The sequence below is a fragment of the Mycobacterium sp. 20KCMC460 genome, from assembly GCF_022179425.1.
GTDB classification, from domain to species: domain Bacteria; phylum Actinomycetota; class Actinomycetes; order Mycobacteriales; family Mycobacteriaceae; genus Mycobacterium; species Mycobacterium kiyosense.
Genome location: NZ_AP025524.1, coordinates 1,390,073 through 1,415,347, shown reverse-complemented (window position 1 = coordinate 1,415,347; position 25,275 = coordinate 1,390,073). Strand labels below are relative to the sequence as shown.

Annotated in this window: 28 protein-coding genes; 8 read left to right on the top strand and 20 right to left on the bottom strand. The window is 67.4% G+C overall.

Annotation, left to right across the window (positions count from 1 at the left end; translation table 11 throughout):
• Positions 1 to 12 precede the first annotated feature (12 nt).
• On the bottom strand, positions 13 to 678 hold the full coding sequence (locus MKCMC460_RS06570) for a GNAT family N-acetyltransferase (RefSeq protein WP_236981203.1): 666 nt from the start codon (positions 676 to 678) through the stop codon (positions 13 to 15).
• 52 nt (positions 679 to 730) lie between these two features.
• Entirely contained in the window at positions 731 to 2,071 is a 1,341-nt protein-coding gene (locus tag MKCMC460_RS06565; RefSeq protein WP_236983824.1) for an FGGY-family carbohydrate kinase, read from the bottom strand.
• Between the two features lie 45 nt (positions 2,072 to 2,116).
• Here MKCMC460_RS06565 and MKCMC460_RS06560 point away from each other — a divergent pair, with 45 nt between their 5' ends.
• From MKCMC460_RS06560 to MKCMC460_RS06550, 3 genes are all read left to right on the top strand, one after another.
• Positions 2,117 to 3,097, top strand: coding sequence for an NAD(P)-dependent oxidoreductase (locus tag MKCMC460_RS06560; RefSeq protein ID WP_238305416.1), 981 nt, complete (start codon positions 2,117 to 2,119; stop codon positions 3,095 to 3,097).
• Positions 3,094 to 3,747, top strand: coding sequence for an L-fuculose-phosphate aldolase (locus tag MKCMC460_RS06555; RefSeq protein ID WP_236981202.1), 654 nt, complete (start codon positions 3,094 to 3,096; stop codon positions 3,745 to 3,747). Before MKCMC460_RS06560 ends, MKCMC460_RS06555 begins: the two co-directional genes overlap by 4 nt.
• Before the next feature lie 92 nt (positions 3,748 to 3,839).
• Entirely contained in the window at positions 3,840 to 4,751 is a 912-nt protein-coding gene (locus tag MKCMC460_RS06550; protein WP_236981201.1) for an MBL fold metallo-hydrolase, read from the top strand.
• Positions 4,752 to 4,860: 109 nt separating this feature from the next.
• Here MKCMC460_RS06550 and MKCMC460_RS06545 read toward each other — a convergent pair whose 3' ends face one another.
• Positions 4,861 to 5,718 (bottom strand): AraC family transcriptional regulator, encoded by an 858-nt coding sequence (locus MKCMC460_RS06545; protein WP_236981199.1) that lies wholly within the window; start codon positions 5,716 to 5,718, stop codon positions 4,861 to 4,863.
• Positions 5,719 to 5,783: 65 nt separating this feature from the next.
• Here MKCMC460_RS06545 and MKCMC460_RS06540 point away from each other — a divergent pair, with 65 nt between their 5' ends.
• The 3 genes from MKCMC460_RS06540 to MKCMC460_RS06530 all read left to right on the top strand — a co-directional run bounded on the left by MKCMC460_RS06540 (position 5,784) and on the right by MKCMC460_RS06530 (position 8,456).
• On the top strand, positions 5,784 to 6,443 hold the full coding sequence (locus MKCMC460_RS06540; RefSeq protein WP_370653078.1) for a class I SAM-dependent methyltransferase: 660 nt from the start codon (positions 5,784 to 5,786) through the stop codon (positions 6,441 to 6,443).
• Between the two features lie 124 nt (positions 6,444 to 6,567).
• Positions 6,568 to 7,530, top strand: coding sequence for a class I SAM-dependent methyltransferase (locus MKCMC460_RS06535; RefSeq protein WP_236981195.1), 963 nt, complete (start codon positions 6,568 to 6,570; stop codon positions 7,528 to 7,530).
• Positions 7,531 to 7,544: 14 nt separating this feature from the next.
• Positions 7,545 to 8,456, top strand: coding sequence for a class I SAM-dependent methyltransferase (locus tag MKCMC460_RS06530; RefSeq protein WP_236981193.1), 912 nt, complete (start codon positions 7,545 to 7,547; stop codon positions 8,454 to 8,456).
• An 11-nt stretch (positions 8,457 to 8,467) separates the two neighbouring features.
• Here the strand turns inward: MKCMC460_RS06530 and sppA are convergent, their stop codons facing one another.
• Positions 8,468 to 10,264, bottom strand: coding sequence for a signal peptide peptidase SppA (sppA, locus tag MKCMC460_RS06525; RefSeq protein WP_236981191.1), 1,797 nt, complete (start codon positions 10,262 to 10,264; stop codon positions 8,468 to 8,470).
• A gap of 50 nt (positions 10,265 to 10,314) precedes the next feature.
• Here sppA and MKCMC460_RS06520 point away from each other — a divergent pair, with 50 nt between their 5' ends.
• A complete protein-coding gene (locus MKCMC460_RS06520; protein ID WP_236981190.1) occupies positions 10,315 to 11,241 on the top strand; it encodes an LLM class flavin-dependent oxidoreductase in 927 nt (308 codons plus the stop codon).
• Here MKCMC460_RS06520 and rplO read toward each other — a convergent pair.
• From rplO to MKCMC460_RS06460, 12 genes are all read right to left on the bottom strand, one after another.
• On the bottom strand, positions 11,238 to 11,678 hold the full coding sequence (rplO, locus tag MKCMC460_RS06515; RefSeq protein WP_236981188.1) for a 50S ribosomal protein L15: 441 nt from the start codon (positions 11,676 to 11,678) through the stop codon (positions 11,238 to 11,240). The two genes, MKCMC460_RS06520 and rplO, sit on opposite strands and share 4 nt — an antisense overlap.
• A complete protein-coding gene (rpmD, locus tag MKCMC460_RS06510; RefSeq protein ID WP_236981186.1) occupies positions 11,675 to 11,857 on the bottom strand; it encodes a 50S ribosomal protein L30 in 183 nt (60 codons plus the stop codon). Before rpmD ends, rplO begins: the two co-directional genes overlap by 4 nt.
• Positions 11,854 to 12,540, bottom strand: coding sequence for a 30S ribosomal protein S5 (gene rpsE / locus MKCMC460_RS06505; protein WP_238305415.1), 687 nt, complete (start codon positions 12,538 to 12,540; stop codon positions 11,854 to 11,856). The genes rpmD and rpsE overlap by 4 nt, the downstream gene beginning before the upstream one ends.
• A gap of 37 nt (positions 12,541 to 12,577) precedes the next feature.
• Positions 12,578 to 12,946: a 50S ribosomal protein L18 gene (gene rplR, locus MKCMC460_RS06500; protein WP_236983820.1), complete on the bottom strand. Its 369-nt coding sequence runs from the start codon at positions 12,944 to 12,946 to the stop codon at positions 12,578 to 12,580.
• A 41-nt stretch (positions 12,947 to 12,987) separates the two neighbouring features.
• On the bottom strand, positions 12,988 to 13,527 hold the full coding sequence (gene rplF, locus MKCMC460_RS06495; protein ID WP_236981185.1) for a 50S ribosomal protein L6: 540 nt from the start codon (positions 13,525 to 13,527) through the stop codon (positions 12,988 to 12,990).
• 14 nt (positions 13,528 to 13,541) lie between these two features.
• Positions 13,542 to 13,940, bottom strand: a complete 399-nt coding sequence (rpsH, locus tag MKCMC460_RS06490) for a 30S ribosomal protein S8 (protein WP_236981183.1) — start codon at positions 13,938 to 13,940, stop codon at positions 13,542 to 13,544.
• A 23-nt stretch (positions 13,941 to 13,963) separates the two neighbouring features.
• Positions 13,964 to 14,149, bottom strand: a complete 186-nt coding sequence (locus MKCMC460_RS06485) for a type Z 30S ribosomal protein S14 (protein WP_011739072.1) — start codon at positions 14,147 to 14,149, stop codon at positions 13,964 to 13,966.
• Between the two features lie 4 nt (positions 14,150 to 14,153).
• Positions 14,154 to 14,717, bottom strand: a complete 564-nt coding sequence (gene rplE / locus MKCMC460_RS06480) for a 50S ribosomal protein L5 (RefSeq protein ID WP_236981181.1) — start codon at positions 14,715 to 14,717, stop codon at positions 14,154 to 14,156.
• Positions 14,717 to 15,034, bottom strand: coding sequence for a 50S ribosomal protein L24 (gene rplX / locus MKCMC460_RS06475; RefSeq protein ID WP_236981179.1), 318 nt, complete (start codon positions 15,032 to 15,034; stop codon positions 14,717 to 14,719). The genes rplE and rplX overlap by 1 nt, the downstream gene beginning before the upstream one ends.
• Entirely contained in the window at positions 15,035 to 15,403 is a 369-nt protein-coding gene (rplN, locus tag MKCMC460_RS06470; RefSeq protein WP_003403649.1) for a 50S ribosomal protein L14, read from the bottom strand.
• Between the two features lie 188 nt (positions 15,404 to 15,591).
• Complete coding sequence (locus MKCMC460_RS06465) at positions 15,592 to 16,416, bottom strand: DUF4436 domain-containing protein (RefSeq protein ID WP_236983819.1); 825 nt, start codon at positions 16,414 to 16,416, stop codon at positions 15,592 to 15,594.
• Between the two features lie 305 nt (positions 16,417 to 16,721).
• The gene (locus MKCMC460_RS06460; RefSeq protein ID WP_236983818.1) at positions 16,722 to 17,549 is read right to left on the bottom strand and encodes a DUF4436 domain-containing protein; all 828 of its coding nucleotides are present in this window, start codon (positions 17,547 to 17,549) and stop codon (positions 16,722 to 16,724) included.
• A 445-nt stretch (positions 17,550 to 17,994) separates the two neighbouring features.
• Between MKCMC460_RS06460 and pstS the strand changes: the two genes are divergently transcribed.
• Positions 17,995 to 19,119 (top strand): phosphate ABC transporter substrate-binding protein PstS, encoded by a 1,125-nt coding sequence (pstS, locus tag MKCMC460_RS06455; RefSeq protein WP_236981177.1) that lies wholly within the window; start codon positions 17,995 to 17,997, stop codon positions 19,117 to 19,119.
• A gap of 4 nt (positions 19,120 to 19,123) precedes the next feature.
• Here pstS and MKCMC460_RS06450 read toward each other — a convergent pair whose 3' ends face one another.
• The 4 genes from MKCMC460_RS06450 to MKCMC460_RS06435 form a co-directional block, all read right to left on the bottom strand.
• A complete protein-coding gene (locus MKCMC460_RS06450; RefSeq protein WP_236981175.1) occupies positions 19,124 to 20,074 on the bottom strand; it encodes a DUF4436 domain-containing protein in 951 nt (316 codons plus the stop codon).
• Between the two features lie 90 nt (positions 20,075 to 20,164).
• Positions 20,165 to 21,055, bottom strand: coding sequence for a formylglycine-generating enzyme family protein (locus tag MKCMC460_RS06445; RefSeq protein ID WP_236981173.1), 891 nt, complete (start codon positions 21,053 to 21,055; stop codon positions 20,165 to 20,167).
• A 69-nt stretch (positions 21,056 to 21,124) separates the two neighbouring features.
• On the bottom strand, positions 21,125 to 23,482 hold the full coding sequence (locus MKCMC460_RS06440) for an arylsulfatase (protein ID WP_236981171.1): 2,358 nt from the start codon (positions 23,480 to 23,482) through the stop codon (positions 21,125 to 21,127).
• 448 nt (positions 23,483 to 23,930) lie between these two features.
• Positions 23,931 to 25,250: an oxygenase MpaB family protein gene (locus MKCMC460_RS06435; protein ID WP_236981169.1), complete on the bottom strand. Its 1,320-nt coding sequence runs from the start codon at positions 25,248 to 25,250 to the stop codon at positions 23,931 to 23,933.
• Positions 25,251 to 25,275 lie beyond the last annotated feature (25 nt).

The window sequence follows — 25,275 nt, the reverse complement described above, 5'->3', positions numbered from 1 at the left end:
AATTGCGTTGCGCTACTCCGGCTTAGCGGCCGGCGCGCGAACCACCATGGGTACCGCCGGAAAAGCCCAGGCCATCTCCGAGCGCGACTTGCGCAGCGCCGCGGTGCCGTAGCCCTTCTTGCGGTGCTCGGGGTGGATCCAGATGCGAACGTTGACCTCACCCTGCTGCAGCTCACCGAACACCATGCCGACCTTCTCGCCGGAGTCGACGGCCACGAACCAGGCGGCCTCTTCGTCGCGCAGCCGCTTCAGGGCCGCCTTGATCTCGTCGTCGATGGCCCCCGCGGGCAGACCGGACCCGTCACCGGCGGCCTTGATCTCGTCGGTGCGCATGATGAAGATGTCGCGGTCCTCGGTGGCGGAGAACGCCCGCAATTCCAGGGTCTCCCCCGAACTGGCCGGGCGTTCGTTGGCCGCGAAACTGAGCTGCTTGTTCAGGTCTTCGAGCTCGGCCAGAATCTTCGCCCGCGCATCCTGGGTGAGCTGCTCGAAAGACATGCTCATCACGGCTTCCGCGGCCAGGTGCGAGGTGCCGAGCAGTGTCACGATCGACTCGACCGCAGCGGCCTTGTTCTTCGCCTCGACGATGGCGTCGGCGACCTCGTGCCGCCGTTCCAACGCGGCAAGCAGGGCATCTGCGATCTCTCGACGGGCGGCGGTCTGGTCGTGGTCAGTCATTGCATAAGACTAGAACGACGCGCCGGGATGCGCGCCACTCGATGGGCGACCGTCAGACCAGTTTCGATCCGCTGAGTTCCAGGAACCGGCGATACCGATCCCTGGTCGGCTCCAACCAATCCGGGCGGGGCTCCACCACCTGTTCGACGCCGGCCCATCGGGACGCATCAGTGATCACCGACTCGCGACCGACCGCCATCCTGGCCAGGAACGCTGCGCCCAGTGCCGCCCCCTCGGCCACCGCCGACACTTCGACCGGCCGCCCGGTCGCCTCGGCGATGGCCTGCATCCAGGGCCGCAGCCGGGTACCCCCGCCGGTGGCGAGGATGCGGCGCACCGGCGCACCACCGAGCTCCAAGATCTGGCGAACGGCGAACCCGGACGCCTCGTAGGCCGCGCGCCGCAGCGCCGCCGCATCGTGGGTGAGGTCCACGCCGTCGAGCATCGCGCGGCGATCCGGGTCGTGAAACGGGGTGCGCTCGCCACGGATGTAGGGCAACCAAACCGGCACCCGACGCGGATCGGCTGTCTCCGGATCCGCTTGCGCCACAACGCGATCCACCCAGTTGAGGAACAACCCACCGGCATTGCTGGCGCCGCCGATCTGGCTCTTGCCGGCGGCGGTGTGGGGAATGGTCCACAACCCCGGCACCTGCCGGGCATCGGCGATGGTGGTCCACACGATCAGGGTGGTGCCGCACAACACCAGCACGTCGCCGTCGTGGTCGGCGCCGGCCACCATCTGTTCGCACAGGGCGTCGATGGCGCCCACCGCCAGCACGCCGGCGTCCGGCGAGGCCCCACGCACCCGCCCGGCGGCGGTGCCGAATGTCTCCACCCTGGGCATCTGCTGGACGCGGGCGCCGCAGTCGGCGCATGCCGCTGCATTCCAGCCGGTGCCGTCGAAGAGCGGCAGGCTGGTGATCGCGGTGGCGAAGTCGATGACCGCTTCGCCGGCCAGCGCGTGGTTGGCGACCGCGGGCGCGGGCCAGTACCCGGCTGCGTCGGGCGCCTGCGCGGCCGTCCAGCGCAGAAACTCCGCGGCTTCGCCCAGCGCCGGCAGGGGTTGTTCGGCGGCACCCGGCACCCGTCCGCGGCTGTCGCCGTAGAGCAGGCCCGGTGTGATCGGCCGGCCCGCAGCGTCGACGGCGGTCATCGAGGGCACCATCGACGAGACGGCAACTGCCTTGGCGTCCGGCCGGTTCAGCTGCTCGAGGGCCGCCACCGGGCCCTGTCGCCACGCCGCGTCGGCGTCGTGCTCCAGTTTGTCGGGCGAGGGCACCCGCAGCTGATGCGGAATCCGCGCCCGGGCGTGCACGCGGCCGTTCTCGTCGACCGCGACCGCCTTGGCCGAAGTCGTGCCGATGTCGATGCCGATCGTGACGTCCTGCACATCGAAGCGTGACACGGGCGCCACGGTACGCCAGCATAGGCAGACGTGAGCTCTCGACCACGTGCCCTGGTGACCGCCCCGCTGCGCGGCCCCGGGTTCGACAAACTCCGCCAGCTGGTCGACGTGGTGTACGACCCCTGGATCGAGCAGACCCCGCTGCGGATCTACAGCCCCGAGCAGCTGGCCGAGCGGATCGCCGCTGAATCCGCCGATATCGTTGTGGTGGAAAGTGATTCGGTGCAAGGTCCGGTTTTCGAGGTGGGTCTGCGCGCGATCGCATCGACGCGCGGCGACCCCAACAACGTCGATATCCCGGGCGCCACCGCCGCCGGCATCCCGGTGCTCAACACCCCGGCCCGCAACGCCGACGCGGTCGCCGAGATGACAGTGGCGCTGCTGTTGGCCGCCACCCGCCACCTGCTGACCGCGGACGCGGATGTGCGCAGCGGCAACATGTTTCGCGACGGCACTATCCCCTATCAACGATTTCGGGGCTGGGAGATCGCCGGGCGCACCGCCGGGCTGGTGGGCCTCGGTGCGGTCGGCCGGGCCACGCGGTGGCGATTGGAGGGACTCGGGTTGCGGGTCGTCGCCTACGACCCGTACAGCGACGAGGCCCACCACAGCCTCGAGGAGTTGCTGGCCGAATCCGACGTCGTCTCGCTGCATGCGCCGGTCACCGACGACACCACCGGGATGATCGGCGCCGCGCAGTTCGCCGCCATGCGCGACGGCGTCGTCTTCCTCAACACTGCGCGTGCCCAGCTGCACGACACCGATGCCCTTCTCGACGCGCTGCGCAGCGGCAAGGTCGCCGCCGCCGGGCTGGACCACTTCGCCGGCGAGTGGCTGCCCACCGACCATCCGCTGGCGGCCATGCCGAACGTGGTGCTGACCCCGCATATCGGCGGAGCCACCTGGAACACCGAGGCCAGGCAGGCGCAGCTGGTCGCCGACGATCTGGAGGCACTGTTGTCCGGCGCAAGACCCGCCCATATCGTCAACCCGGAGGTGCTGGGCTCGTGAAATATGTCGAGAACACCGAAGCGGCGGTGCTGGCCGCGGCCAAGGACATGCTGCGCCGCGGTTTGGTCGAGGGCACCGCCGGCAACATTTCGGCGCGCCGCTCCGACGGGAACCTGGTGATCACGCCGTCGTCGGTCGACTACGCCGACATGAAACTCGACGACCTGGTGCTCGTCGACCCGGAAGGTGCTGTGCTGCAAGCCAAGGACGGCCGGATGCCGTCCACCGAGATGGCGTTGCACCTGGCCTGTTTTCAGGCCTTCGACGACATCGGCGCGGTCATCCACAGCCATCCGGTGTGGGCCACCATGTTCGCCGTGGCCCATCAGCCGATCCCGGCCTGCATCGACGAGTTCGCCGTGTACTGCGGCGGCGACGTGCGCTGCGCCGACTACGCCGCTTCCGGCACCCCGGATGTCGGCGCCAACGCGGTCAAGGCGCTGGAGGGCCGGGGCGCGGCGCTGATCGCCAATCACGGCCTGGTGGCCGTGGGACCGCGCCCCGACAAGGTGTTGCACATCACCGCACTGGTTGAGCGGACCGCTCAAATCGCCTGGGGGGCAAGGGCTCTGGGTGGAGCTGTGCCGGTTCCGGAGGATGTGAACCGCAACTTCGCCGGTGTGTACCGCTACTTGAGGGCCAACACTTAGCCCCTCGGCTCGCCGACTGTGGATCCTGCGACGCGACGCGACGCGAACGCGTCGTACGATTCACACCCACCGTGGCGGAGGCGAGGAGTGTGATGGATCGAGTCCAGCTCGGCCGCGCCGCCGTGACGCGGGTGGTGGAACTGCGGTTCGAGCTGCCCACCCGCGCCTTCGCGCACACGCCGCCGCCGGTGTGGCGTGACAACGACGACCTGCTGGTGCCGGACTTCGTCGACCTGGACACCGACCAGTGGCACATTGCCATCCAAACCTGGGTCGTCGAGGTCGACGGGCTGACCGTGGTGGTGGACACCGGCGTCGGCAACGGCCGCGTCCGGCCCCACATGCCGCCGCTGGATCACCTCGACACCGGCTTTTTGGCCGCGCTGCAGGGCGCCGGCATCGACCGCCGCGCCGTCGATGTGGTGGTCAACACCCACCTGCACTCCGATCACGTCGGGTGGAACACCATGCTGGACAAGGGTTCTTGGGTGCCGACCTTCCCCAATGCCCGATATCTGGTGCCGGCGGCCGATTACCGCCACTTCCATCCGGACGGGCCGGCGGCGCGGCAACCGCCGCGCAGCGCGGAGGAGGAGCTGGCCCAGCGCGGCAATCGCCTGGTGTTCGAGGACAGCGTGCTGCCCGTCGACGAACAGATCGTCCAATGGTCCGACGATTACCAGATCAGCCCTGCGCTGCGGTTACGGCCGGCGGCCGGCCACACCCCGGGTGCCTCGGTGCTGTGGCTGGACGCCGGCCGGCCCGCCGTCTTCGTCGGCGACCTCACCCACAGCCCGGTGCAGCTGCGCCGGCCCGACGACGCCTGCGGGTTCGACGTCGACGCCGGCGCCGCCGCGGCTGCCCGGCGTCGCATCTTCAGCGAGGCCGCCCAGTCGGGCGCGGCCGTGGTGCCCGCGCACTACCCCGGCCACGGTGGTGCGACGCTGCGTCCCGTCGACAGCGGCTTCGACGTCGAGCGCTGGCTGGACTTCGCGCGGCTCTAGCCCAGGCGTACCGGCAGCGACTTGTACACGGTCATGTTGGTAGCAGTGGCTTCGGCTCCCCGGCCTCGACCTGGTTGGTGTTCAACAGGATTCCGTTGGATGCGGGACCTCAACGCTGTAGGCGCTGATCCGTCCGCCACTGCCGGGGCGTGCTGCCGTGCGTCCGGCGGAACAGCCGGCTGAAGTAGCCGGGATCGCCAATGCCGATCCGCCGGGCCACCTCCGCGACGGGTAGGTCGGTCTCGGTCAGCAGGTCTCGGGCTTGCGCCATGCGCCGCTCGATGATCCAGTCCTGCACGGTGCGCCCGGTGCGCCGGCGCACCACGGTGGTGAGATGGCCCGGGGTCATGCCGACCTCGGCCGCCACACCCCGCAGCGACAGCGGATCGCCGAGGCGGCGGTCGATCACCGCGAACACCTCGGCCAACAATGGTTCACCGCTGCGCCGTAGATCGGCCACCACGTCGCCGGAGATCCGGGCTAGCTCGATCAATAGCAGGGTCAGATGCGCCAGGGCAGCCTGCCGGTACCCCCGTTGCCGCGTGCTCAGTTCGGACTCGATGGACCGGATTGCGTTGTCCCATAGCGTTCTTCGTGCAGCCGGCACATCCAGGAGCAGGACCCCACCGGAGTGTCCGTGCAGGAACGGGAACAGCAGTGGGTGCGACTGCCAGGTGGGCCAGGGCGATCGCACGTCCTCTCCCAGCGCCGCGGGGTCGAAGAAGACCGCGACTCCCTCGGCGGGGGGAACGACGTCGCGAGGGTCCAGAATTTCGCCCGCGGCCGCAACGTACACCTGCCCGGCGGCGGGGACATACCAGAGCGCCGGGAAGTCGTGGATGTGTCGTTCGCGTTCGGTGAGGTCGCCGCGCCGCGCCACCGACACCGGAGGCGTGTCAGGACCGGTTCGATACTGATAGACGGGCACGCCGCCGCGGTACCGGGCCAGCCGGGCAGGTGAGGGCACCGTGCCAAAGATAATCCTACTTTTGGCGAAGATCACCCAATCACGGCCTGCTGCAACCGCTCATCATGGATCATGTGACGACAAATCATTCACACCACGACTATTTGCCGGCGGCCGGCCACGACGCGCTGCTTCCCGCGTACGACCTGATCACCCGGTTGATGGGTATGCGTGACAGCTATCCGAAACTGATCGAGCAGGCCGAGCTCACCGACGGCCAGCGGGTGCTGGACATCGGTTGCGGCACCGGAAATGTGACGATCGCGGCCAAGCGGGCTCGTCCCGGCATCGACGCGGTCGGCTCCGACCCGGACCCGCGGGCGCTGGCCCGGGCCCGGCGAAAGGCCACCGGACTGAGCGGGATCCGGTTCGAGCAGGTCTACGCCCAGCGGCTCCCCTACGGCGACGGCGAATTCGACCGGGTGTTGTCGTCGATGATGTTTCATCATCTCGACGGACAGGCCAAAGCCGCAGCGGCACAGGAAGTATTCCGGGTGCTGCGGCCCGGCGGCCGGTTGCATCTGGTCGACCTCGGCGGAGACGCGGCGCACCACGGCGGATTGCTGGCGCGAATAATGAAACGCAACCATCACGCGGCCGGCAATCTGGGCGACGCGATCCCGAATCTGCTGCGCGGCGTCGGTTTCGACTGCGCTCAGGTCGCCGCGCAGCCACACCGGCTGCTCGGGCAACTCGCCTTTTACCAGGCGACCCGCCCGGACTAGATCCCGGACCAGCGCGGTTCCGGCGCCCGCCCCCACCCCCGACGCCGCCGGGACCGGAATCCCGCCGGAAAAATTTTGTTATATTGGCTAAGTATCATCCTGTGACTTCGGAATGAGGCTCGCCATGACATCAAGCAGTTCACGGCACGACGGAGACACCTGGGATCTCGCGTCCAGCGTGGGGGTCACCGCGACCATGGTCGCCGCCGGCCGGGCAATGGCAACCCGCGCGGACAATCCGCTGATCAACGACCCGTTCGCCGAACCGCTGGTACAGGCGGTCGGGGTGGACCTGCTCACGCGGCTGGCCACCGGGGAGATGACGGTCGCCGACCTCGACAACGACCCGCAGCGCCCCTTCGCCCCAGTGGCCAACGTGGCCGAGAACATGGCGGTGCGCACCAAATTCTTCGACGAGTTCTTCCTGGAGGCCACCAGCTCGGGCATCAAACAGGCGGTGATCCTGGCCTCGGGACTTGACGCTCGCGCCTACCGGCTGCCGTGGCCGAACGGCACCGTGGTGTACGAGATCGATCAGCCGCAAGTCATCGAGTTCAAGTCGCGCACCCTGGCCGAGCTGGGCGCCACGCCCAGCGCAATCCGGCGCGCGGTCGCTGTCGACCTGCGCGACGACTGGCCGGCTGCGTTGCGGGAGGCGGGATTCGATCCCGGCAAGCCGACGGCGTGGAGCGCCGAGGGACTGCTGGGGTACCTGCCACCGGAAGCTCAGGACCGGCTGCTGGACACCATCACCGAACTCAGCGCGCCGGGCAGCCGACTGGCCACCGAGAGCATGCGGGGCACCGAGACGACCGACGAGGCGCTACTCAAGCAGCACATGCAGAAGACGTCCGAGCGTTGGCGCGCGCATGGTTTCGACCTGGACATGAGCGCCCTGATCTATCTCGGTGAGCGCAACGAGGCAGCGTCCTATCTTGCCGACCACGGGTGGAAGCTCGACACGGTCCCACTGCCCGAGCTGCGGGCCGCCAACGGCCTTCCGCCGGCAGTCGAGGAGGAGGGTGCACCCAAAATCGAGATGGTCTACGTCAGTGGCACCCTGGACCGGAAGCACGCAGCGAACTGAGAGGTAGGACGGGCATGCCACGCGCTCACGACGACAACTGGGATCTCGCGTCCAGCGTTGGCGCCACCGCGACCATGGTCGCGGCTGGCCGGGCAATGGTGACCAACGCGCCCGACGGGTTGATCGACGACCCGTTCGCCGAACCGCTGGTGCGCGCGGTCGGGGTGGATTTCTTCACCAAGATGATGGACGGTGAGCTCGACCCCGAGTCCTTCGAGAACATCACGCCGGAGCGGGTGCAGGCGATGATCGACGGAATGGGCGTGCGCACCAAGTACTTTGACGATTACTTCGCGCGGGCGACCGAGGCCGGGATCCGGCAGGTGGTCATCCTGGCCTCGGGGCTGGACGCGCGGGCCTACCGGTTGCCCTGGCCGGACGGAACGGTGGTGTACGAGATCGACCAGCCCCAGGTCATCGAATTCAAGACAAACACGCTGGCCGGTCTCGGCGCGCAGCCCACCGCGACCCGGCGCACCGTCGCGATCGACCTGCGCGGGGACTGGCCGACGGCGCTGAGGCAAGCCGGTCTGGACCCGACGCAGCCGACGGCCTGGCTGGCTGAGGGACTGCTGATCTACCTGCCCCCGGACGCCCAGGACCGGCTGTTCGACAACATCACCGCACTCAGTGTGCCCGGAAGCACGGTGGCGACCGAATTCGTGCCCGGCATAATCGATTTCGATGCCGACAAGGTCAGCCAGATGTCCGGCGGATTCCGCGACCACGGTGTCGACATCGACATGGCGTCACTGGTGTACTCCGGTGCACGCAACCATGTCGTCGACTACCTGCGCGGCAAGGGCTGGGACGTCGAAGGGGTGACGCGCACCGAGTTGTTCGAGCGGCACGGATTGCACGTTCCCGACCCGCAGGACAACGATCCGCTCGGCGAGATCATCTTCATCAGCGGCCGACTGGCCTGACGACGACCGGGTCAGAAGCGGGTCTGGCCCACCCACAACACGCTGGACCCGTTGATCGTCTGCTCCAGATTCGCTACGACGCCGGCGACCGAACGCGTGAGCAACGCGCCGACGGCTTCCGGCAGCGATGCGGCGGCCGGCTGCGACGAGGCCCGCGGGCGCAGCATGTCCAGCAGCGACGAGCCCGGGTAGTCCACGAGGCGCACCTGCGCGTCGGGGTCCAGTCCGGCGAGCACCTTGGCCCGGCGGACCGCCGTGCGAAAGCCGCCCAGTTCGTCCACCAGACCGCGCTCGAGTGCGTCCGCCCCAGTCCAAACCCGGCCGCGCGCAACGAGATCCACCGCCTCGGTGGACAGGTTGCGGCCCTGTGCGACGCGCTCCACGAAGTCGGTGTAGATCAGGTCCGCCTCGGCCTCCCGATGTGCCCGCTGCTCCGGGGTGAACGGTGCGTCGGCGGACCAGGCGTCGGCGTTGGCGTTGGTGCGAACCGTTTCGGAGACGACGCCGAGGCGATCCTTGAGATCGCGCACCACCAGCTTGCCGGTGATGACGCCGATGGAACCGGTGATGGTGCCGGGATTCGCCACGATCGCGTCGGCGACCATAGAGACGTAGTAGCCACCGGACGCGGCGACCGAAGCCATCGACGCCACCACCGGCTTGCCCCGCTCCCGGGCCCGCTTCACCTCCCGCCAGATGGTCTCCGATGCGGTCACCGAACCGCCGGGACTGTCCACCCGTAGCACGATCGCCGCCACCGACTCGTCGGCGGCCGCTTCCCGCAGCGCCGCGGCGATCGTGTCGCCGCCGGCGTTGGACGGACCGAACGGGAGGCCCTGCGGGCCGCCGCGACCATTGACGATGGCCCCCGCCACGGTGACCACGGCGATCGCCGGCTTGGGCCGGCGTCCGGGCAGCGACGGCGTCGCCGGCGCCAGCCGCGATCGGGCCGAACCGGCGTACCGGGCCAGGTACAGCCGCGGCGGGTCCCGGTCCGGGTCGGCGACCTCTTCAGAATGCGAATTACCCGGTGCACCAACTAATTCCGCTATATGCGCGTACGCTTCGTCGCGGAACCCGATGCGGTCGACCAGGCCCGCGGCCACCGCGTCGTCGCGCAACAGCGGGGCGCGGTCGGCAACGCCGTTCAGGGTGCCGGCATCGATGCCGCGCGATTCGGCGACCGCCTTCCAGACCTGGTCCTGCAGGCTTTCCAGCATCCGCGTCACCGCCTCGCGGTGCGCGTCGGTGAACCCGTCTTCGGTGAAAAGGTTTGCCGCCGACTTGTATTCGCCGCGCGCAATGAACTGGGCCTCGATACCCACCTTGTCCAGCGCATCGCGCAGGAACATGGCATTGGCCGCGAACCCGATCAATCCCACCTCACCGGATGGCTGCATCCAGACCTCGCCGAAAGCCGACGCCAGGTAGTAGGACAAGGTGCCCGGATAGGTCTCGGCCCAGGCCAGCGACGGCTTGACCGCGCTGAAGGCAGCGATGGCGTCGCGCAACTCCTGGACCGCGCCGATGGGCGACGCCGGCAGTTGCACCCGCGCGATCAGCCCGGCGACCCGCGGATCTTCGGCGGCGCGGTGTATCGCGGCGACCGCCTCGCGCAACGGCAGCTGCCGGCCACCACCGGTGATGATGGTGACCGGGTCGAATCCGGTGGTCTCCGGCGGCAGGCTGCGCAGGCTGAATTCGAGCACGCAACCATTCGGTACGCCGTGGTGGCGGGCGGTGTCGACGCGGTCGGCCAAGGCGCGTATGTCGTTCACCCCGGGCAGGTCAGGCAAAAACGCGAACATGTCTGAAGCGTACCGATCGGCGACGACGCCCCACCCGTACGGTGGAAACCGTGAGATTCTCCATCGCGATTCCCCAACTGGGTACCGACGACTTCGATACCACCGGGTTGCGGGACTATCTGGTGCGCGCCGAGGAACTCGGCTTCGAGGGCGGCTGGACCCTGGAGCAGGCCATCGGGGAGTCGGCGTTGCTTGCGCCGCTGGAGGTGCTGGCCTTCGCCGCGGCCTGCACCCGGCGTATGCGACTGGGCGTCGCGGTCATGGTGACCTCGCTACACGATCCGCTGCAGCTGGCCGCCGCCGTGACCGCCGTCGACCGGCTCAGCAACGGCCGGCTGGACCTCGGTGTGGTGGCCGGCGGTGGGTCCCGCAAGTTCGGCGCCTTCGGCGTCGAAAAGGCCACGCACGTAAGCTATTTCACCGAAGGCTTGGAGCTGATGCGAGCCGCCTGGTCCGATCAGCCCAGGATCACGTTCCACGGTCGCTTCCGCGAGCTCGACGATCTTCCGATCCAGCCCAAGCCGGTGCAGCGCCCGCATCCGCCGATCTGGTTCGGCGGTCACGCACCCGCGGCGCTGGCCCGGGCGGTTCGGCTCGGGGACGCGTTCATCGGGGCCGGGTCGGCCACCACTGAGGCGTTCGCCGACGCCGTGGCCATCGTGCGCCGCGAACTCGACGCGCAGCACAAGGACCCGGCGGGCTTCACCATCGCCAAGCGGGTGTACGTGGTCGTCGACGACGACACCGAACGGGCCCGCGAGCGTGCGCTGGCCGGACTGCGACGCATCTACGGCGAGCGGCCCGACCTGGACACGGTCGCGGTGGCCGGCAACGCCGCGCGGGTCGCCGGCGAGCTGTCCCGGGTGATGTACGCGGGCGCGCAGATGCTCCTGCTAAACCCGCTCGGCGCGAACGTCGCGCAGGACCGCGAGCAGATGGAACGCCTTGCGCTGGAAGTGATCTCGCGGCTGGGCTAGAGCTCGGTGGCGGAGCCGCCGGCGGCGGTGATCTTGTCCCGCGCGCTGCCGCTGAACTTGTGCGCGGTCAGGTCGACCTTGGCGGACAACTTGCCGTCGCCGAGCACCTTGACCAGAGAGTTCTTGCGCACGGCGCCCTTGGCCACCAACTCGTCGATGCCGACGGTGCCGCCCTCGGGGAACAGCCGGTCGATGTCACCGACATTGACCACCTGGTACTCGGTGCGGAACCGGTTACGGAAACCCTTCAGCTTGGGCAGCCGCATGTGGATGGGCATCTGCCCACCCTCGAAGGTTGCCGGCACGTTCTTGCGCGCCTTCGTACCCTTGGTGCCGCGACCCGCGGTCTTCCCCTTGGATCCTTCACCACGGCCGACTCGGGTGCGCGCGGTCTTCGACCCGGGCGCGGGCTTCAAGTCGTGGAGCTTGATGGTCACTTGGCCTCCTCCACCTCAACGAGGTGCTGCACAACCGCGATCAGGCCGCGGGTCTGTGCGTTGTCGTCGCGGATCACCGAGTGGCGAATCTTGCGCAGGCCCAGCGTGCGCAGGCTCTCGCGCTGCTTCCAGCGCGCCCCGATGGTGCTGCGCACCTGGGTGATCTTCAGTTGACTCATGGCTGGGTAGCCTCCCGGGCCGCAGCCGCGGCCATCGCATCGCTTTCCCGGCGCGCCTTGAGCATGCCGGCCGGGGCGACGTCCTCGATGGGCAGACCGCGCCGGGCGGCCACCTCCTCGGGACGCTGCAACATCTTCAGTGCCGCGACGGTGGCGTGCACCACGTTGATCGCGTTGTCACTGCCCAGCGACTTGGCCAGGATGTCGTGCACGCCGGCGCATTCCAGCACCGCACGCGCGGCACCGCCGGCGATCACCCCGGTACCGGGGCTGGCCGGGCGCAGCAGCACCACACCGGCGGCGGCTTCGCCCTGCACCGGGTGAGTGATGGTGCCGCGGATCAGCGGAACCCGGAAGAAGCCCTTGCGGGCCTCCTCGACACCCTTGGCGATGGCGGCCGGAACTTCCTTGGCCTTGCCGTAGCCGACGCCGACCATGCCGTTGCCGTCACCCACGATGACCAGGGCGGTGAAGCTGAATCGCCGACCACCCTTGACCACCTTGGAGACACGGTTGATCGCGACGACCCGCTCGAGGTAGTTGCTCTTGTCGCCGTCGCGGTCGCGGTCGCGGCCACCACGGCCACCGCCGTCGCGGCGTCCCCGGCCGTCCCGCCCGTCGCGCGAGTCGCGGCTGTCGGACCCCCGGTTATCCGTCGGGCTCCCAGCGGATTGTTCCGCCATTATGCGGTCCTTCCGTTCATCAGGCTTGCGTGGTTCATCAGAATCGCAATCCGTTCTCGCGCGCGGCATCGGCCAGAGCCGCGATTCGTCCACCGTAGGTGTAGCCGCCGCGGTCGAAGACCACGGAGTCGACGCCGGCGGCCTTGGCCCGCTCCGCGATCAACTGGCCCACCCGCACGCTACGGGCTTTCTTGTCTCCATCCACGCCGCGGACGTCTGCTTCGATCGACGAAGCAGCGGCCACCGTGGTGCCGTCGAGGTCGTTGACCAGCTGCACGTGAATGTGCCGCGACGAGCGGTTCACCACCAAGCGGGGACGCTCGGCGGTACCGGAGACCTTCTTGCGCAGCCGTGCGTGCCTGCGCAGCCGGGACACCCGCCGAGTCGCGGATACGTTCTGCCCCACCGGCTTACGCGCATCGGATGCAGCCTGTGATTGCGCCATGACTACTTACCTGTCTTTCCGACCTTGCGGCGGATCTGCTCGCCCTCGTAGCGCACGCCCTTGCCCTTGTACGGGTCGGGACGGCGCAGACGACGGATGTTCGCCGAGATTTGGCCGACCTTCTGCTTGTCGATGCCAGAGATCGTGAACTTGGTGGGAGCCTGCACCGCGAAAGTGATGCCTTCCGGCGCCTCGATCACCACCGGGTGGCTGTATCCCAGCGCGAACTCCAAGTTGGAACCCTTGAGTTGCACGCGGTAGCCGACGCCGTGGATCTCCATCTTGGTCGTGTAACCCTCGGTCACGCCGGTGACCAGGTTGGCCACCAGGGTGCGGGACAGCCCGTGCAGCGAGCGGTTGCGCCGCTCGTCGTCCGGACGGGAGACCACGATCGAGCCGGCGTCGTTGCGCGACACCGTGATCGGGTCGGCCACCGTCAGCGCCAGGGTGCCCTTGGGCCCCTTGACCGAGACGTTCTGGCCCTCGATGGTTACGTCGACTCCGGCGGGGACCGGAACCGGCTGCTTTCCAATACGCGACATGTTTGCCTACCCCCTTACCAGACGTACGCGAGGACTTCGCCGCCCACGCCCTGCCTGGCCGCCTGACGGTCGGTCAGCAGACCCGACGACGTCGAGATGATCGCCACACCGAGGCCACCGAGGACCCGCGGCAGGTTAGTGGACTTCGCGTAGACCCGCAGACCGGGCTTGGAGACGCGCTTGAGGCCCGCGATGCTGCGTTCCCGGCTCGGCCCGTACTTCAGCTGCACCACCAGGGACTTGCCCACCCGGGCGTCCTCGGTCCGGAAGTCGGTGATGTAGCCCTCGTTCTTGAGGATCTCGGCGATGTTGGCCTTGATCTTCGAGTGCGGCAGGCTCACTTCGTCGTGGTACGCCGAGTTGGCGTTGCGCAGGCGGGTCAAGAAGTCTGCGATCGGATCCGTCATAGTCATTTTGGTTTAGTCCCTGTGTCCCGTCACCAGCTGCTCTTCTGCACGCCGGGCAGCTCACCCGCGTGCGCCATCTCGCGCAAGCAGATCCGGCACAACCCGAACTTGCGGAACACCGCGCGCGGGCGACCACACTTGCTGCAGCGTGTGTAGCCGCGCACCGCGAACTTCGGCTTGCGCGCGGCCTTGTTGACCAGTGCCTTCTTCGCCATCTGCTCAGTTCTCCTTGAAGGGAAAGCCGAGGGCCCGCAACAGCGCTCGTCCTTCGTCGTCGTTCGTCGCCGAGGTGACGACGCTGATGTCCATGCCGCGGACCCGGTCGATTTTGTCCACGTCGATCTCGTGGAACACCGACTGCTCGGCCAGGCCGAAGGTGTAGTTGCCGACACCGTCGAATTGCTTGGGCGACAAGCCGCGGAAGTCACGAATACGGGGCAGCGCGATCGAGGTGAGCCGGTCGAGGAACTCCCACATCCGGTCGCCGCGCAGTGTCACCCGGGCACCGATCGGCATGCCCTCGCGCAATTTGAACTGTGCAATGGACTTGCGCGCCTTGCGGATCTCGGGCCGCTGCCCGGTGATCAGGCCGAGGTCGTTGACCGCGCCGTTGATCAGCTTCGCGTCGCGGGCGGCGTCGCCCACGCCCATGTTGACCACGACCTTGGTGACGGTCGGGATCTGCATGACGTTGCGGTAACCGAACTGCTTGTGCAGCGCATCGCGAATCTCGTTGCGGTAGCGCTCTTTCAGGCGCGGCTGAGTTTTCTCTGCAGTGGTCATCAGATGTCCTTGCCGTTGCGCTTGGAGATGCGGACGCGCTTGCCGGTCTCCTCGTCGACCCGGTAGCCGACGCGGGTGGGCTTGCCGTCGGAGTCGACCACCATCACGTTGGAGACGTGGATGGGCGCTTCCTGGGTGACGATGCCGCCCGAACGCGCGCCGCGCTGGTTGGTCGAGATCGCCGTGTGCTTCTTGATCCGGTTCACACCTTCGACCAGCACCCGGTTGCGGTCCGGGTAGGCCTGGATGACCTTGCCCTTGGCGCCCTTGTCTTTGCCCGCGATCACCAGCACGGTGTCGCCTTTGTGGACCTTCACCTACAACACCTCCGGGGCGAGCGAGATGATCTTCATGAACCGCTTCTCGCGCAGTTCGCGACCGACCGGCCCGAAGATGCGGGTGCCGCGCGGGTCGTTGTCGGGCTTGATGATCACCGCGGCGTTTTCGTCGAACTTGATGTAGCTGCCGTCCGGACGGCGGCGCTCCTTGACGGTGCGGACCACGACGGCCTTGACGACGTCCCCGCGCTTGACGTTGCCACCGGGGATGGCATCTTTGACGGTCGCGACGATCACGTCACCGATGCCGGCGTACCGTCGCGACGAGCCACCGAGCACCCGGATGCACAAGATCTCCTTGGCGCCCGTGTTGTCGGCGACCTTGAGCCGCGATTCCTGCTGAATCACTCGATCTCCTGACCTGGTTTCGCGTGTGCACGGCAAGCGAAAACCAGCTCAAGTGAGCACCCTGCCGTGCGCGGTCTTTATCGCCGAAGGGCACGCGGGGCCGGCTTTGCTTGACGCACAGCCAGCCGAGGTCTGCCCAAGGCAACCCCTAGAGTCTAGGGGACAGCCTGCTCAGCACCAAATTGCGGTCAGTCACCCTGCCGGTGCCAGGCGACGATATAGAGGACCAGCGCCGTCGCCAACCCGATCAGCACCCAGATCACCACGGCCTGGTCCACCCAGGAGCCGGGCGGCGGTGAACCGGGAAGAATATTGCGCAGCGGCACCACGGCGAAGAGCATCGCCGCGTACCAGGTGGAGAACGGCGGCAGGAACTTGCGCCGGCCACTGGCCATCTGGATTGCCACGAACAGCGCCAGCGTCGGCAGGGCGATCAGCACCAGACAGATGCCGAGGTCGAACACCAACGGCCCCTTGGCCCGCTTGATGGTGATGATGACGTTGTCGGGACGGTTGGGGTCGTGGCTGTCCCGCCCGACCCGGGTCGCGGTGACGTCCCAGCCTTCCAGCACCCCGGTCACCTCTACCCGGGCAGGCTTGTACTGCCGCCCCTCCCCCGTCCCCACCAGCACGTCAGCCTGGATGGTGTCGGTCTTGTAGCCGTCGAACGGCCAGTCACCGGGATCGCCGTGGGCCGGGATGGTGGTCGCGACCTGTGCCGGCGACTTGCCCACCGGATACTGCAGATCGCCGAGGTCGTTCTGCGGAAAGAAGCGCACCGAGGTGTCCGTGGTGAGCACGTTGAGCCGTTTGTCGATCATCGAATCATCGGGCATCACAAGCACTTTGACGTCAAGGCGATGCTCGGCGGGGTGCAGTTGCTCGATCCGCACCAGCACCACGCTGTTGTCCGCGGTGCTCACGTCGGGGTCCGGCAGCGGTCCCGGTGTGGTGGCCAGCCAGTGGTAACCGAACAACGACAGCAGATAGACCAGGGCAACCCCGATCACCATGCAGATGTCGAACGCCAGATGGCGGCGGCGCCGCCGGCGCTTGGATTCGGCCGCCGATCGCCGCGGCGGGGCCTCGACCGGGGACTGCTGGGGGCTGCGCGCGGGCAGCGCGAGCGTGTCGGACAGCTCGGCCGACAACGCCAGGTCCCTCTGAACTGTCACGGAGCGTGATGTTAGCAACGTAGGTGTTTGCTGGCAGCTTGTGAAGCGATGCGCTACGCGCCCGTAACAATGCGCGTCACCAGCGTTAACAGCAGGACACCCCGGTACGGATTCCGGTTCGCCGCGTTTGGCGGCACGCGAGGTCAGTCGCCCTGTCGCACCCAGGCGAAGATGTACAGGCTCATCGCCGTCACCAGGCCGATCAGCACCCACTGCACGATGGCCTGGTCGATCCAGGACCCCGGCGGTGGGGCGCCCGGAAGGATGTTGCGCAGCGGGACGATCGCGAACAGGTTGGCGGCGTACCACGTCGCGAACGGGGGTAGGAACTTTCTCTTACCCATCGCCATCGGGACGGCCACCAACAACGCCAAGGTCGGCAGGGCGATCAGCACCAGGCAGATGCCCAGGTCGAAAATCAGCGGCCCTTTCGCCCTCTTGAACGTGATCACGACGTCCCCGTTGTCCGTCCCGCGGGAAGTCGGCAGCATGGCGGCGTGCCTGCGGTTGACGCTGACATCCCAGCCGTCCAGCCCGCCGGTCACCTCGACCCGGGCGGGCACCTTGCGCACGTTGTCGCCGGAGCCGACGAACGCGTCGGCGGCGATCGGCTCGGTGCGGTAGGAATCGAACGGCCAGTTACCGGGGTCGCCGTGCGCCTCGACGGTGGTGGTGAGCTGTGCCGGCGCCTTACCTTTCGGGTAGTGCAGGTCGCCCAGGTCGCTCGTCGGATAAAGGCGCACGGCGACGTCAGTGGCCAGCACGTCGTAGCGATTGTCGTACAACGAAATGCCCGGGTAGACAAGCACATTCACTGTCAAGCGGTTGGCGACCGGCTTGAGTTCCTCCAGCCGCAGCTGCACGATCGTGGCATCGCTGCCACCCTGGCTCAGATCCAGCGGCGGCAGCGGACCTTCCGATTTCTGCAGATAGTGCACGCCCACCAGCGACAGCGCATAGACGATCGCCATGACCGCCAAGACGCTGACACCGATCACGACGCGGCGCTGGTGCGCTTTCTGCGCCGCCCGCTGCTTGGCGATCTTCTTGTCCGACTTGCGCGCCGCCTCGGGAGGTTTCGCCGGTTTCTCGGGTTTCTGCTCGGTTTCCGCCGACTCGGTAGGGGGCGCCTCGGTGGTCACTGAGCATCTCCGTTCGGCTCCGGCATGCCCGATCCGGCTTGTCGGCACGACACGGGCACTGATGCTAGCGAACCCGAATGCGCCTGGCGCAGCTACCGATTGCGGTTCACCCGCAATACATCTGGCCGTAATCCGGCGGTCGATGCGGCAGCTGGGCAAAGCGCGTCCGGGCAGGGGCCGCAAAGCGGCCGGGACACCAGAGATTCATCCGGTTCCGGAGTCCGGTTCACCTGCTGTTCGCTTCCGGGCCGGTTGGACAGTCATATATCGCAATATGAATCGAACTCGGGCCGCCGTGCCGTTGCTCGCCGCAATGGCATTGGCACTGTCGGCGTGCGACAACGCCCCGGCCACCCTGCCTTACGTCAGTGGCGCGAAGGTGGACTGTGGCGGTAAGCAGACGCTGGCTGCGAGCGGCTCGACCGCGCAGGCCCACGCGATGACCCGCTTCGTCAGCGCGTACCACAAAGCCTGCCCCGATCAGACGCTGAACTACAACGCCAACGGGTCGGGTGCCGGAATCACCGAATTCCTCTCCGGGAAAACAGATTTCGCAGGTTCGGACACGCCGCTGTCGGCGGAGCAGTATGCCGCGGCCAAAGTGCGCTGCGGTGGCGCCGACGCGTGGAACCTGCCGGTGGTTTTCGGCCCGCTGGCCATCACCTACAACCTGGCCAACGTGGACACGCTGGTGCTCGACGGGCCCACCCTGGCCAAGATCTTCAACGGCACCATCACCCGCTGGGACGACCCGGCCCTCACCGCACTCAACGCGTCCATGCCCGCCGAGGAGATTCGCGTCGTCTACCGCAACGACGCATCCGGCACCACCGAGAACTTCCAGTCCTATCTGCAGGCCGCCTCCGGCGGGGTCTGGCAGCAAGGCACGGGTAAGAAGTTCCACGGCGACGTCGGCGTCGGCGCCACCGGCAACAAGGGCACTTCGGAGTTGGTCAGATCCACCGAAGGCTCGATCAGCTATAACGAACTGTCCTTCGCCCTCGAGCAAGGCCTGTACGCCGCCGAGATCAAGACGCCGGCCAGCCGCAGGTCGCTGCGGCCGGTACGGATCGGCACCGACACGGTGGGCAAGACCATCACCGCCGCCAAGATCGTCGGAACCGGCAACGACCTGGTGCTCGACATCTCGTCGTTCTACAACCCCGCCCACCCCGACGTGTACCCCATCGTCCTGGCCACCTACGAGATCGTGTGCTCCCGATACCCCACGGCCGAGGTCGCCCAAGCGGTAAAGGCCTTCTTACAGGCCGCAATTGGGCCGGGACAGGTCGACCTGAACAAGTCCGGTTACATCCCGCTGTCGCCCGCATTCCAGGCGAGGGTCTCCGAAGCGGTCGACGCGATCAGCGCGGTCGGTGGCTCGATCCCGTCGGATTGACCGCTCAGTCCGACTGTTTTCGGTAGGCCATGATGAACAGCGTCATCGCCACGATCAGCGCCAGCAGCACCCACAACGTGATGGCCTGGTCGACCCACGAACCCTCCGGCGGCTTGCCGGGGAAGATATTTCGCAACGGGACCACCGCGAAGAGCATCGCGGCAAACCAGGACACGAACGGTGGCAGGAACTTCTTCTTGCCCAGGACCATCGGGATGGACACCCACAGCGCCAGCGCCGGTAGCGAGACCAGGACCAAGATGATGCCGATATCGAAGATCAGCGTGCTCTTGGACCTTTGCAGGGTGATGATCACATCGTCCGGGCGGGGATCTTCGTCACCCGGGGACTGAACCCGGCGCAGGCTGACGTCCCAGCCGCCGACCGAACCCGTGATTTCGACACGGGCATCTTCCACGGTGCGGTTGTCAGCCGTCCCGGCGAAAACCTCGGCGGAGATCTTCGGAGTCCGGTAGGTGTCGAAAGGCCAGTTGGCGGGATCGCCCTCGGCGTCGATATAGGTGGTCTGCTGCGCCGGCGCCTTGCCGACCGGATACACCAGGTCGCCGAGGTCGTTCTCGGGGAACATTCGCACCGTGACGTCCTGGGCCAGCACGTAGTACTTCGGGTTGATCAGGTTTTTCTGCGGCTTGACGAGCACACTGACCTTCAGCCGGTTGTTGACCGTGTCCAGCTCCTCCAGCTTCACCTGCACCACGGTGTTGTCGCTGGTGTCCAGGTTCGGCTGCTCCATCTCCTCCGCCGAGGTGGCCAGCAGGTGGACGCCGTATAGCGAGAGCACATAGACCACCACGACGGCCAACAGCACGCCGAGGTCGATGATGATCCGTCTCCCCCGCGACGGGGACTTCGGCGCCGGCGGCCCCGACGGGGGTGTCGGCGGCGGGCCCGACGGTTGTGTAGGCGGCGGTGCGGGCGGGGCCTGGTGGCTCATCTGGTCGCGGCCTTTCGATCTGGGGGTGTACCGGCGAAACTCACACATTAACCGCAGGCCTACGGCGGAGCGAGAGATACGCGAATTTCGTTACCCTGTTGCCGAATCCGCCACGCACCGGAACCCGATGTGGGTGGTCGCGGTGTCCTGTGACTGCGGCGACCGCGCCGCCGGCCGGTACCGGTGGCAGTATTCCGGCGCGCACAGGTGCGAGCCGCCCTTGAGTGTTTGGCTGATCGCCGGGTCGGCGGGGCCGGTCGGGGCACAGCACGCCTTCGGCGGCTGATCCAATCGATGGTGGGCACTGAATTCCGTTGTGGTCCATTCCCATACGTTGCCGATCATGTCGACCAGACCGAAACGGTTGGGCGCAAAAATGCCGACCGGTGAGGTGCCGACCCAGCCCAGCGCACCGTCGTTGCGGTACGGGAACCGGCCCTGCCAGGTGTTGGCCATCAGCTCCCCGCCGGGCTTCTCGTCCTCGCCCCAGGAGTAGACCCCCGTCGCCCCGGCCCGCGCGGCGTACTCCCACTCGGCCTCGGTCGGCAACCGGCGGCCCGCCCACCGCGCATAGGCCGCGGCGTCCGGATAGGCGATCTGCACGACGGGATGATCGGCCCTGTCGCCGATGTCGCTGCCGGGCCCGAAGGGGTTGCGCCAACAGGCGCCGGGCGCCCAATCCCACCATTGCCGCCAGTCCCGCAGGTCGACCGGCCCCGCGGTGGGTCGAAACACCATCGCCCCCGGTGTCAGGTCGCCGGGATCGGCTCCCGGATACAGCGCGGGGTCCAGCGGCTGCTCGGCGACCGTCACATAGCCTGTGGCGGCGACGAATTCGGCGAACTGCGCATTGGTCACCGGGTGCCGCTCGATCGCGAAGGCCGCCACGGCCACGGTGTGGATCGGCGCCTCTTCGGGGTAGAAGCTCGTCGAGCCCATGCGGAAGGTCCCGCCGGGCAGCTCGATCAACTCGGTCAGCACAGCATCAGGGTATGACGACCCCGAACTCCTGGGTCAGGGCCCAGCGTCGCCGCGCGGCACACCGCCGACTCAGTCTCGCGAAAAGGCAAGCGCGATATCTTTTTCCACGTCCTGGTAGGGGCGCCCGGACAAATCCACGGTGACCTGGGCGATGGAGGCCCCGGTCAGCTTGAACGGCGCCTTGTAGCGGCTGGACACACTGGACCCGCCGTTGCGTCCCACCGTGATTCCTGCGCCGGCGAGCCCGAACGTACCCGGGTGGCTGACCACGTCGGCCAGTGTTCCCACCGGGTGGTCGTCGAAGTACAACGTCAGGTCGCCGAGGGGGGTGTGGCTGTTCTCGACCGTGCCACTGCGTTCGTAGCGGACGCCGAAGACGTGTCTGCCCAGCGGGATCGGGCCGTTGGAGGAAACCAGTTGCTGGCGTTCACCGAGGAAGTTGTACACGTAGTGCAAGCGACCGTCCTGGAAAAACAGCACGTGCCCGCCGTGCGCGCCGCCGTGTTTGAACAAGACCCCTTCGGCGCCGGTGCTGTCCACCGTCACGTCGGCCAGCACGGCGAACGAACGGCCGCGGAGCTCCACGGCGGCGCCCAGGCCCACGTCGGCGCAGTCCGGGTAGTAGACGTAGCTGTTGCGGTCGCCGGCCAGACTGGGCCGGTACCTGCTCAGCGTCTCCATCAGGTTCAGATCGGCCAGCGGCAGCCCGTTGTACTTGTCGGCTTCAGCAAACCACAGTGCCTTGAGTTCCTCGAGTTTGTCCGGGTGCTCGGCGGCCACGTCGTGGCACTGGCTGCGGTCGGCCTCGATGTGGAACAGCTCCCAGCGGTCCCGGTCGAAATGCGACCAGCCCGCCGGGGAGGCGGCGTGCAACGTGTTGGCGAACCAGCCCTCATGCCAGATCCCGCGGGTGCCCAGCATGGCGTAGAACTGGGTCGTCTTACCGGTGTCGGCGGCCGGGTCATCCAGGGCCGCTTTGAAACTCACGCCGTCCAGCGGCTTCTGCGGAATGCCCTTGACGGTGTCCGGCGGGGTTATCCCCAGCAGGTCATAGACGGTCGGGGTGATGTCGCAGACGTTGATGTAGTTGTCACGAACCTCGCCGTGGGCGGCAATACCGTTGGGCCAGGAGATGATTGCGGTGTCAGCGATCCCGCCCTCGTGCGACGCGTAGCGCTTGAAAAGCTTGTAGGGCGTGTTGAAGGCCATCGCCCAACCGATCGGATAGTGATTGTAGGTCTCGGGTCCGCCGAGGTGGTCGAAGACCTTCATGCTCTCCTCCACGGTGTCGATATAACCGTTGAAGAACTTGCCCTCGTTGACCGAACCGTTCGGCCCACCCTCGCCGCTGGCGCCGTTGTCGGAGATCACCACGATGATGGTGTTGTCCAGCTGACCGGACTCCTCCAAATAGTCCAGGATGCGACCGATCTGGGCGTCGGTATAGCTCAGGAAGCCGGCGAACACCTCGGCCATGCGAGCGAACAGCTTCTTCTCTTCGTCGTCGAGGGAGTCCCACGGCCGCACCGTGTCCTGCAGTGGCCAGGGCTCCCCGTTGGGGCCCTTGATGTCGAGATAGGGGTTCATCGGCGACAACTCGGTATCGGCGGGCACCACCCCCATCGCCTTCATCTTCTCCAGCGTGATCTCGCGGTACTTCTCATAACCCATGTCGAAGACACCGCGGTACTTGTCGGCCCACTCGGAGAACACGTGGTGCGGCGCGTGCCCGGCGCCGGGGCAGACATAACTGAACCACGGCTTGTCGGGGGCGATCACCTTGGCGTCGCGGATGAATTCAATTGCCTTGTCCGCGATATCTTTTGACAGGTGGTAACCGTCCTCGGGGGTGCCGGGCGGGTTCACCGGGTGGTTGTCGTACACCAGGTCCGGGTACCACTGGTCGGTCTCGCCGCCCAGGAAGCCGTAAAAGCGTTCGAAACCGCGCGCCAGCGGCCAGTGCCGCTTGGTCGCGGCCAAGCTGGACTCTTCCAGCGGGGTCAGATGCCACTTCCCCACGCAGTAGGTGTTGTATCCGCGCTCGTTGAGCACCTCGGAGAGCAGCGCGGTGTCGAGGGGGATGCGGCCGTTGCAGTTCGGGAAGCCGTCGGTGAATTCTTCGATGGTGGCCATACCGACGGTCGTCGCGTTGCGTCCGGTCAGCAGCGACGCCCGGGTGGGCGAGCACAACGCCGTGGTGTGGAACTGCGACAACCGCACCCCGCGTTCGGCGATGCGCGCCATCGCGGGCATCTCGACCAGACCCCCGAAGCAGTCCCAGGTCGCGATTCCGGTGTCGTCCCACACCACGTAGAGGACGTTCGGTGAGTTCTCCGGCGCGGTCGGCGCCGCGTAGGGACCCCAATCCGCCTCGGAATCGCGGATATCGAGCGCGATCTTGCCCTGAAACTCGGTCGACCCTGTCATGCCTGCCCGCCTCACTCCCGTAATGACCCATCGAACATCGCGTGCGAGATTACACCCGCGCACACGCTAGTGGCCGGACCGATGAAAACCCTGAGAAAACGCCTCAGCGCAGCTGCCCGGCCAGAATCGGCCGATTCGGCGCGTCCGCGGGCCGTCACGAAGACTTCCGCCGGGATACCGAAAAATTCCGAAAAACATTGGTAGACAGTCTTTCCCGACCCCGAGGACGGTGCGCAGCAGGTGCACTCCGTGGGACCCGGAATCTACGTCATGGTTGCTCGACCCGCGGGACGCGCGAATCGCTGACGCCCAAGTTACTGCCGTCACGCGTGCCGCGGACTCCACCGATCCGGCCGAATCAGGTTGATTCGCGCTCCCCCGATCGGGGGAGGCCCGCGCCGGCCGGTTGGGCCCGGCGCTGCCTGACACTGCCGCCTGCCGCCTGCCCTCAGCCCGCGATCGGCGTGTAATGCGCTGAGTCACTGGTGAATTCGGGCTTGCCGTAGGTCGCCAACCGGAGCTTCAGCAGCCTGATGATGTACGCGTCGACGATCTGACGCAGTGCCGGGATCCGGGCGGCGCGGTTGACCGCCAGGAACCGGCCGGCGATGAACGGTCCGGTCAGCGCGATGCGCACCCGATCCGCCAGCCCGATCGAGACACCCATGCCGGCGGCGACGGCGCGGTCGCCGTTGCAGAACGCCCGCACGAAAGTCTCCTTGCTGTAGCTCTTCTCGACCGCCTCGGCCGCCCGGTCGAACAACGTGGTGTCGGGCCGCAGGTAGGCGTCCATCGTGGAGTCGACGAGTTCGCGGCACACCGAATCGAAGCCGTCGCGCAGCATCGCGGCGCGGGCGTGCATGACATGCACGGTGTCGACGGGCGTGGTGGGCAGCAACTCCTCCGGCAGACCGAGCAGAAAGCAGCGGTAGCGCCCGAATTCGACCAGCGCCCGTTCCTCGTCGTTGAACTCCGTGCGCCCCTGCCGCAACACCTGCTGCGAGGTCAGATACTGCCCGATCATCCCGGCCGGCATCTGGTCGACCTGCGGGACCGGCACTCCATAAATGGCGGTGTCCCACTTTTCGGACTTCTTCAGCGCGTTGTACCGGACCATCGAGTGCATCAACCGGACCATCGCGGCCGCCTCGAACCCCGGGCCGAAGCGCTGCAGCGCGCCGGGCAGGGTGGTGACCGCGAAGAAGCTGGCCGTCTCGTTGACCCGCCGTGCGGCGCGGCGACCCGAGAGCGCACCGGTCAGGCCCATCGGCAGCGCGGCGTAGGTGTTGGTGAAGGTCGCGATGAAGGCACCGCGCGTGATGAAGTGGGCCAGCAGCGCCGCGGCGATGCGCGCGCTCCGGGCGCCCTCCTCCACCAGGTCGAGGTTGATCCAGTCCGGGGTGGCTTCCATGGCGGCGAGGAACGCCCGCAACTCGTCCGGCGCGTCGGGCACCGCCTCGATGCCCTGCCGGCAGGCCGTCTTGAGCATGTCGATCAGCTCCGCCACGCTGTAGCGGCTCATCAGGGCCGCATACGGGTCCGCCACGACGTCGCCGAGCATGGTGGCCGTTTCCATCAATTCGCGGATGCGGTCGTCCTGCAGGATCGACTCACGGTCGCCCACCCACCGGGGCAGCGCCGACTTGTCCTCGGGATCCTCGGTCAGGCGGTACGGGTGTTCGTCAAAGTTGATGTCGCCGTAGAGATCTGGCTGCAACTCGCGCTGGCTTGCGACCCGCTGGGCGAGCTCCGGGAAATACGCGACCATCAAGAAACCCCTGACGTAAATGACA

What these genes read in the sequence shown, in the direction of transcription:
- MKCMC460_RS06570 (WP_236981203.1), bottom strand. Translation starts at nt 678, where the DNA reads ATGACTGACCACGACCAGACCGCCGCCCGTCGAGAGATCGCAGATGCC.
- MKCMC460_RS06550 (WP_236981201.1), top strand. Translation starts at nt 3,840, where the DNA reads ATGGATCGAGTCCAGCTCGGCCGCGCCGCCGTGACGCGGGTGGTGGAA.
- MKCMC460_RS06540 (WP_370653078.1), top strand. Translation starts at nt 5,784, where the DNA reads ATGGATCATGTGACGACAAATCATTCACACCACGACTATTTGCCGGCG.
- MKCMC460_RS06535 (WP_236981195.1), top strand. Translation starts at nt 6,568, where the DNA reads ATGACATCAAGCAGTTCACGGCACGACGGAGACACCTGGGATCTCGCG.
- MKCMC460_RS06530 (WP_236981193.1), top strand. Translation starts at nt 7,545, where the DNA reads ATGCCACGCGCTCACGACGACAACTGGGATCTCGCGTCCAGCGTTGGC.
- sppA (WP_236981191.1), bottom strand. Translation starts at nt 10,264, where the DNA reads ATGTTCGCGTTTTTGCCTGACCTGCCCGGGGTGAACGACATACGCGCC.
- rpmD (WP_236981186.1), bottom strand. Translation starts at nt 11,857, where the DNA reads ATGAGTCAACTGAAGATCACCCAGGTGCGCAGCACCATCGGGGCGCGC.
- rpsE (WP_238305415.1), bottom strand. Translation starts at nt 12,540, where the DNA reads ATGGCGGAACAATCCGCTGGGAGCCCGACGGATAACCGGGGGTCCGAC.
- rplF (WP_236981185.1), bottom strand. Translation starts at nt 13,527, where the DNA reads ATGTCGCGTATTGGAAAGCAGCCGGTTCCGGTCCCCGCCGGAGTCGAC.
- rpsH (WP_236981183.1), bottom strand. Translation starts at nt 13,940, where the DNA reads ATGACTATGACGGATCCGATCGCAGACTTCTTGACCCGCCTGCGCAAC.
- MKCMC460_RS06485 (WP_011739072.1), bottom strand. Translation starts at nt 14,149, where the DNA reads ATGGCGAAGAAGGCACTGGTCAACAAGGCCGCGCGCAAGCCGAAGTTC.
- rplE (WP_236981181.1), bottom strand. Translation starts at nt 14,717, where the DNA reads ATGACCACTGCAGAGAAAACTCAGCCGCGCCTGAAAGAGCGCTACCGC.
- MKCMC460_RS06465 (WP_236983819.1), bottom strand. Translation starts at nt 16,416, where the DNA reads ATGGTGATCGGGGTTGCCCTGGTCTATCTGCTGTCGTTGTTCGGTTAC.
- MKCMC460_RS06460 (WP_236983818.1), bottom strand. Translation starts at nt 17,549, where the DNA reads ATGGCGATCGTCTATGCGCTGTCGCTGGTGGGCGTGCACTATCTGCAG.
- pstS (WP_236981177.1), top strand. Translation starts at nt 17,995, where the DNA reads ATGAATCGAACTCGGGCCGCCGTGCCGTTGCTCGCCGCAATGGCATTG.
- MKCMC460_RS06450 (WP_236981175.1), bottom strand. Translation starts at nt 20,074, where the DNA reads ATGAGCCACCAGGCCCCGCCCGCACCGCCGCCTACACAACCGTCGGGC.
- MKCMC460_RS06440 (WP_236981171.1), bottom strand. Translation starts at nt 23,482, where the DNA reads ATGACAGGGTCGACCGAGTTTCAGGGCAAGATCGCGCTCGATATCCGC.
- MKCMC460_RS06435 (WP_236981169.1), bottom strand. Translation starts at nt 25,250, where the DNA reads ATGGTCGCGTATTTCCCGGAGCTCGCCCAGCGGGTCGCAAGCCAGCGC.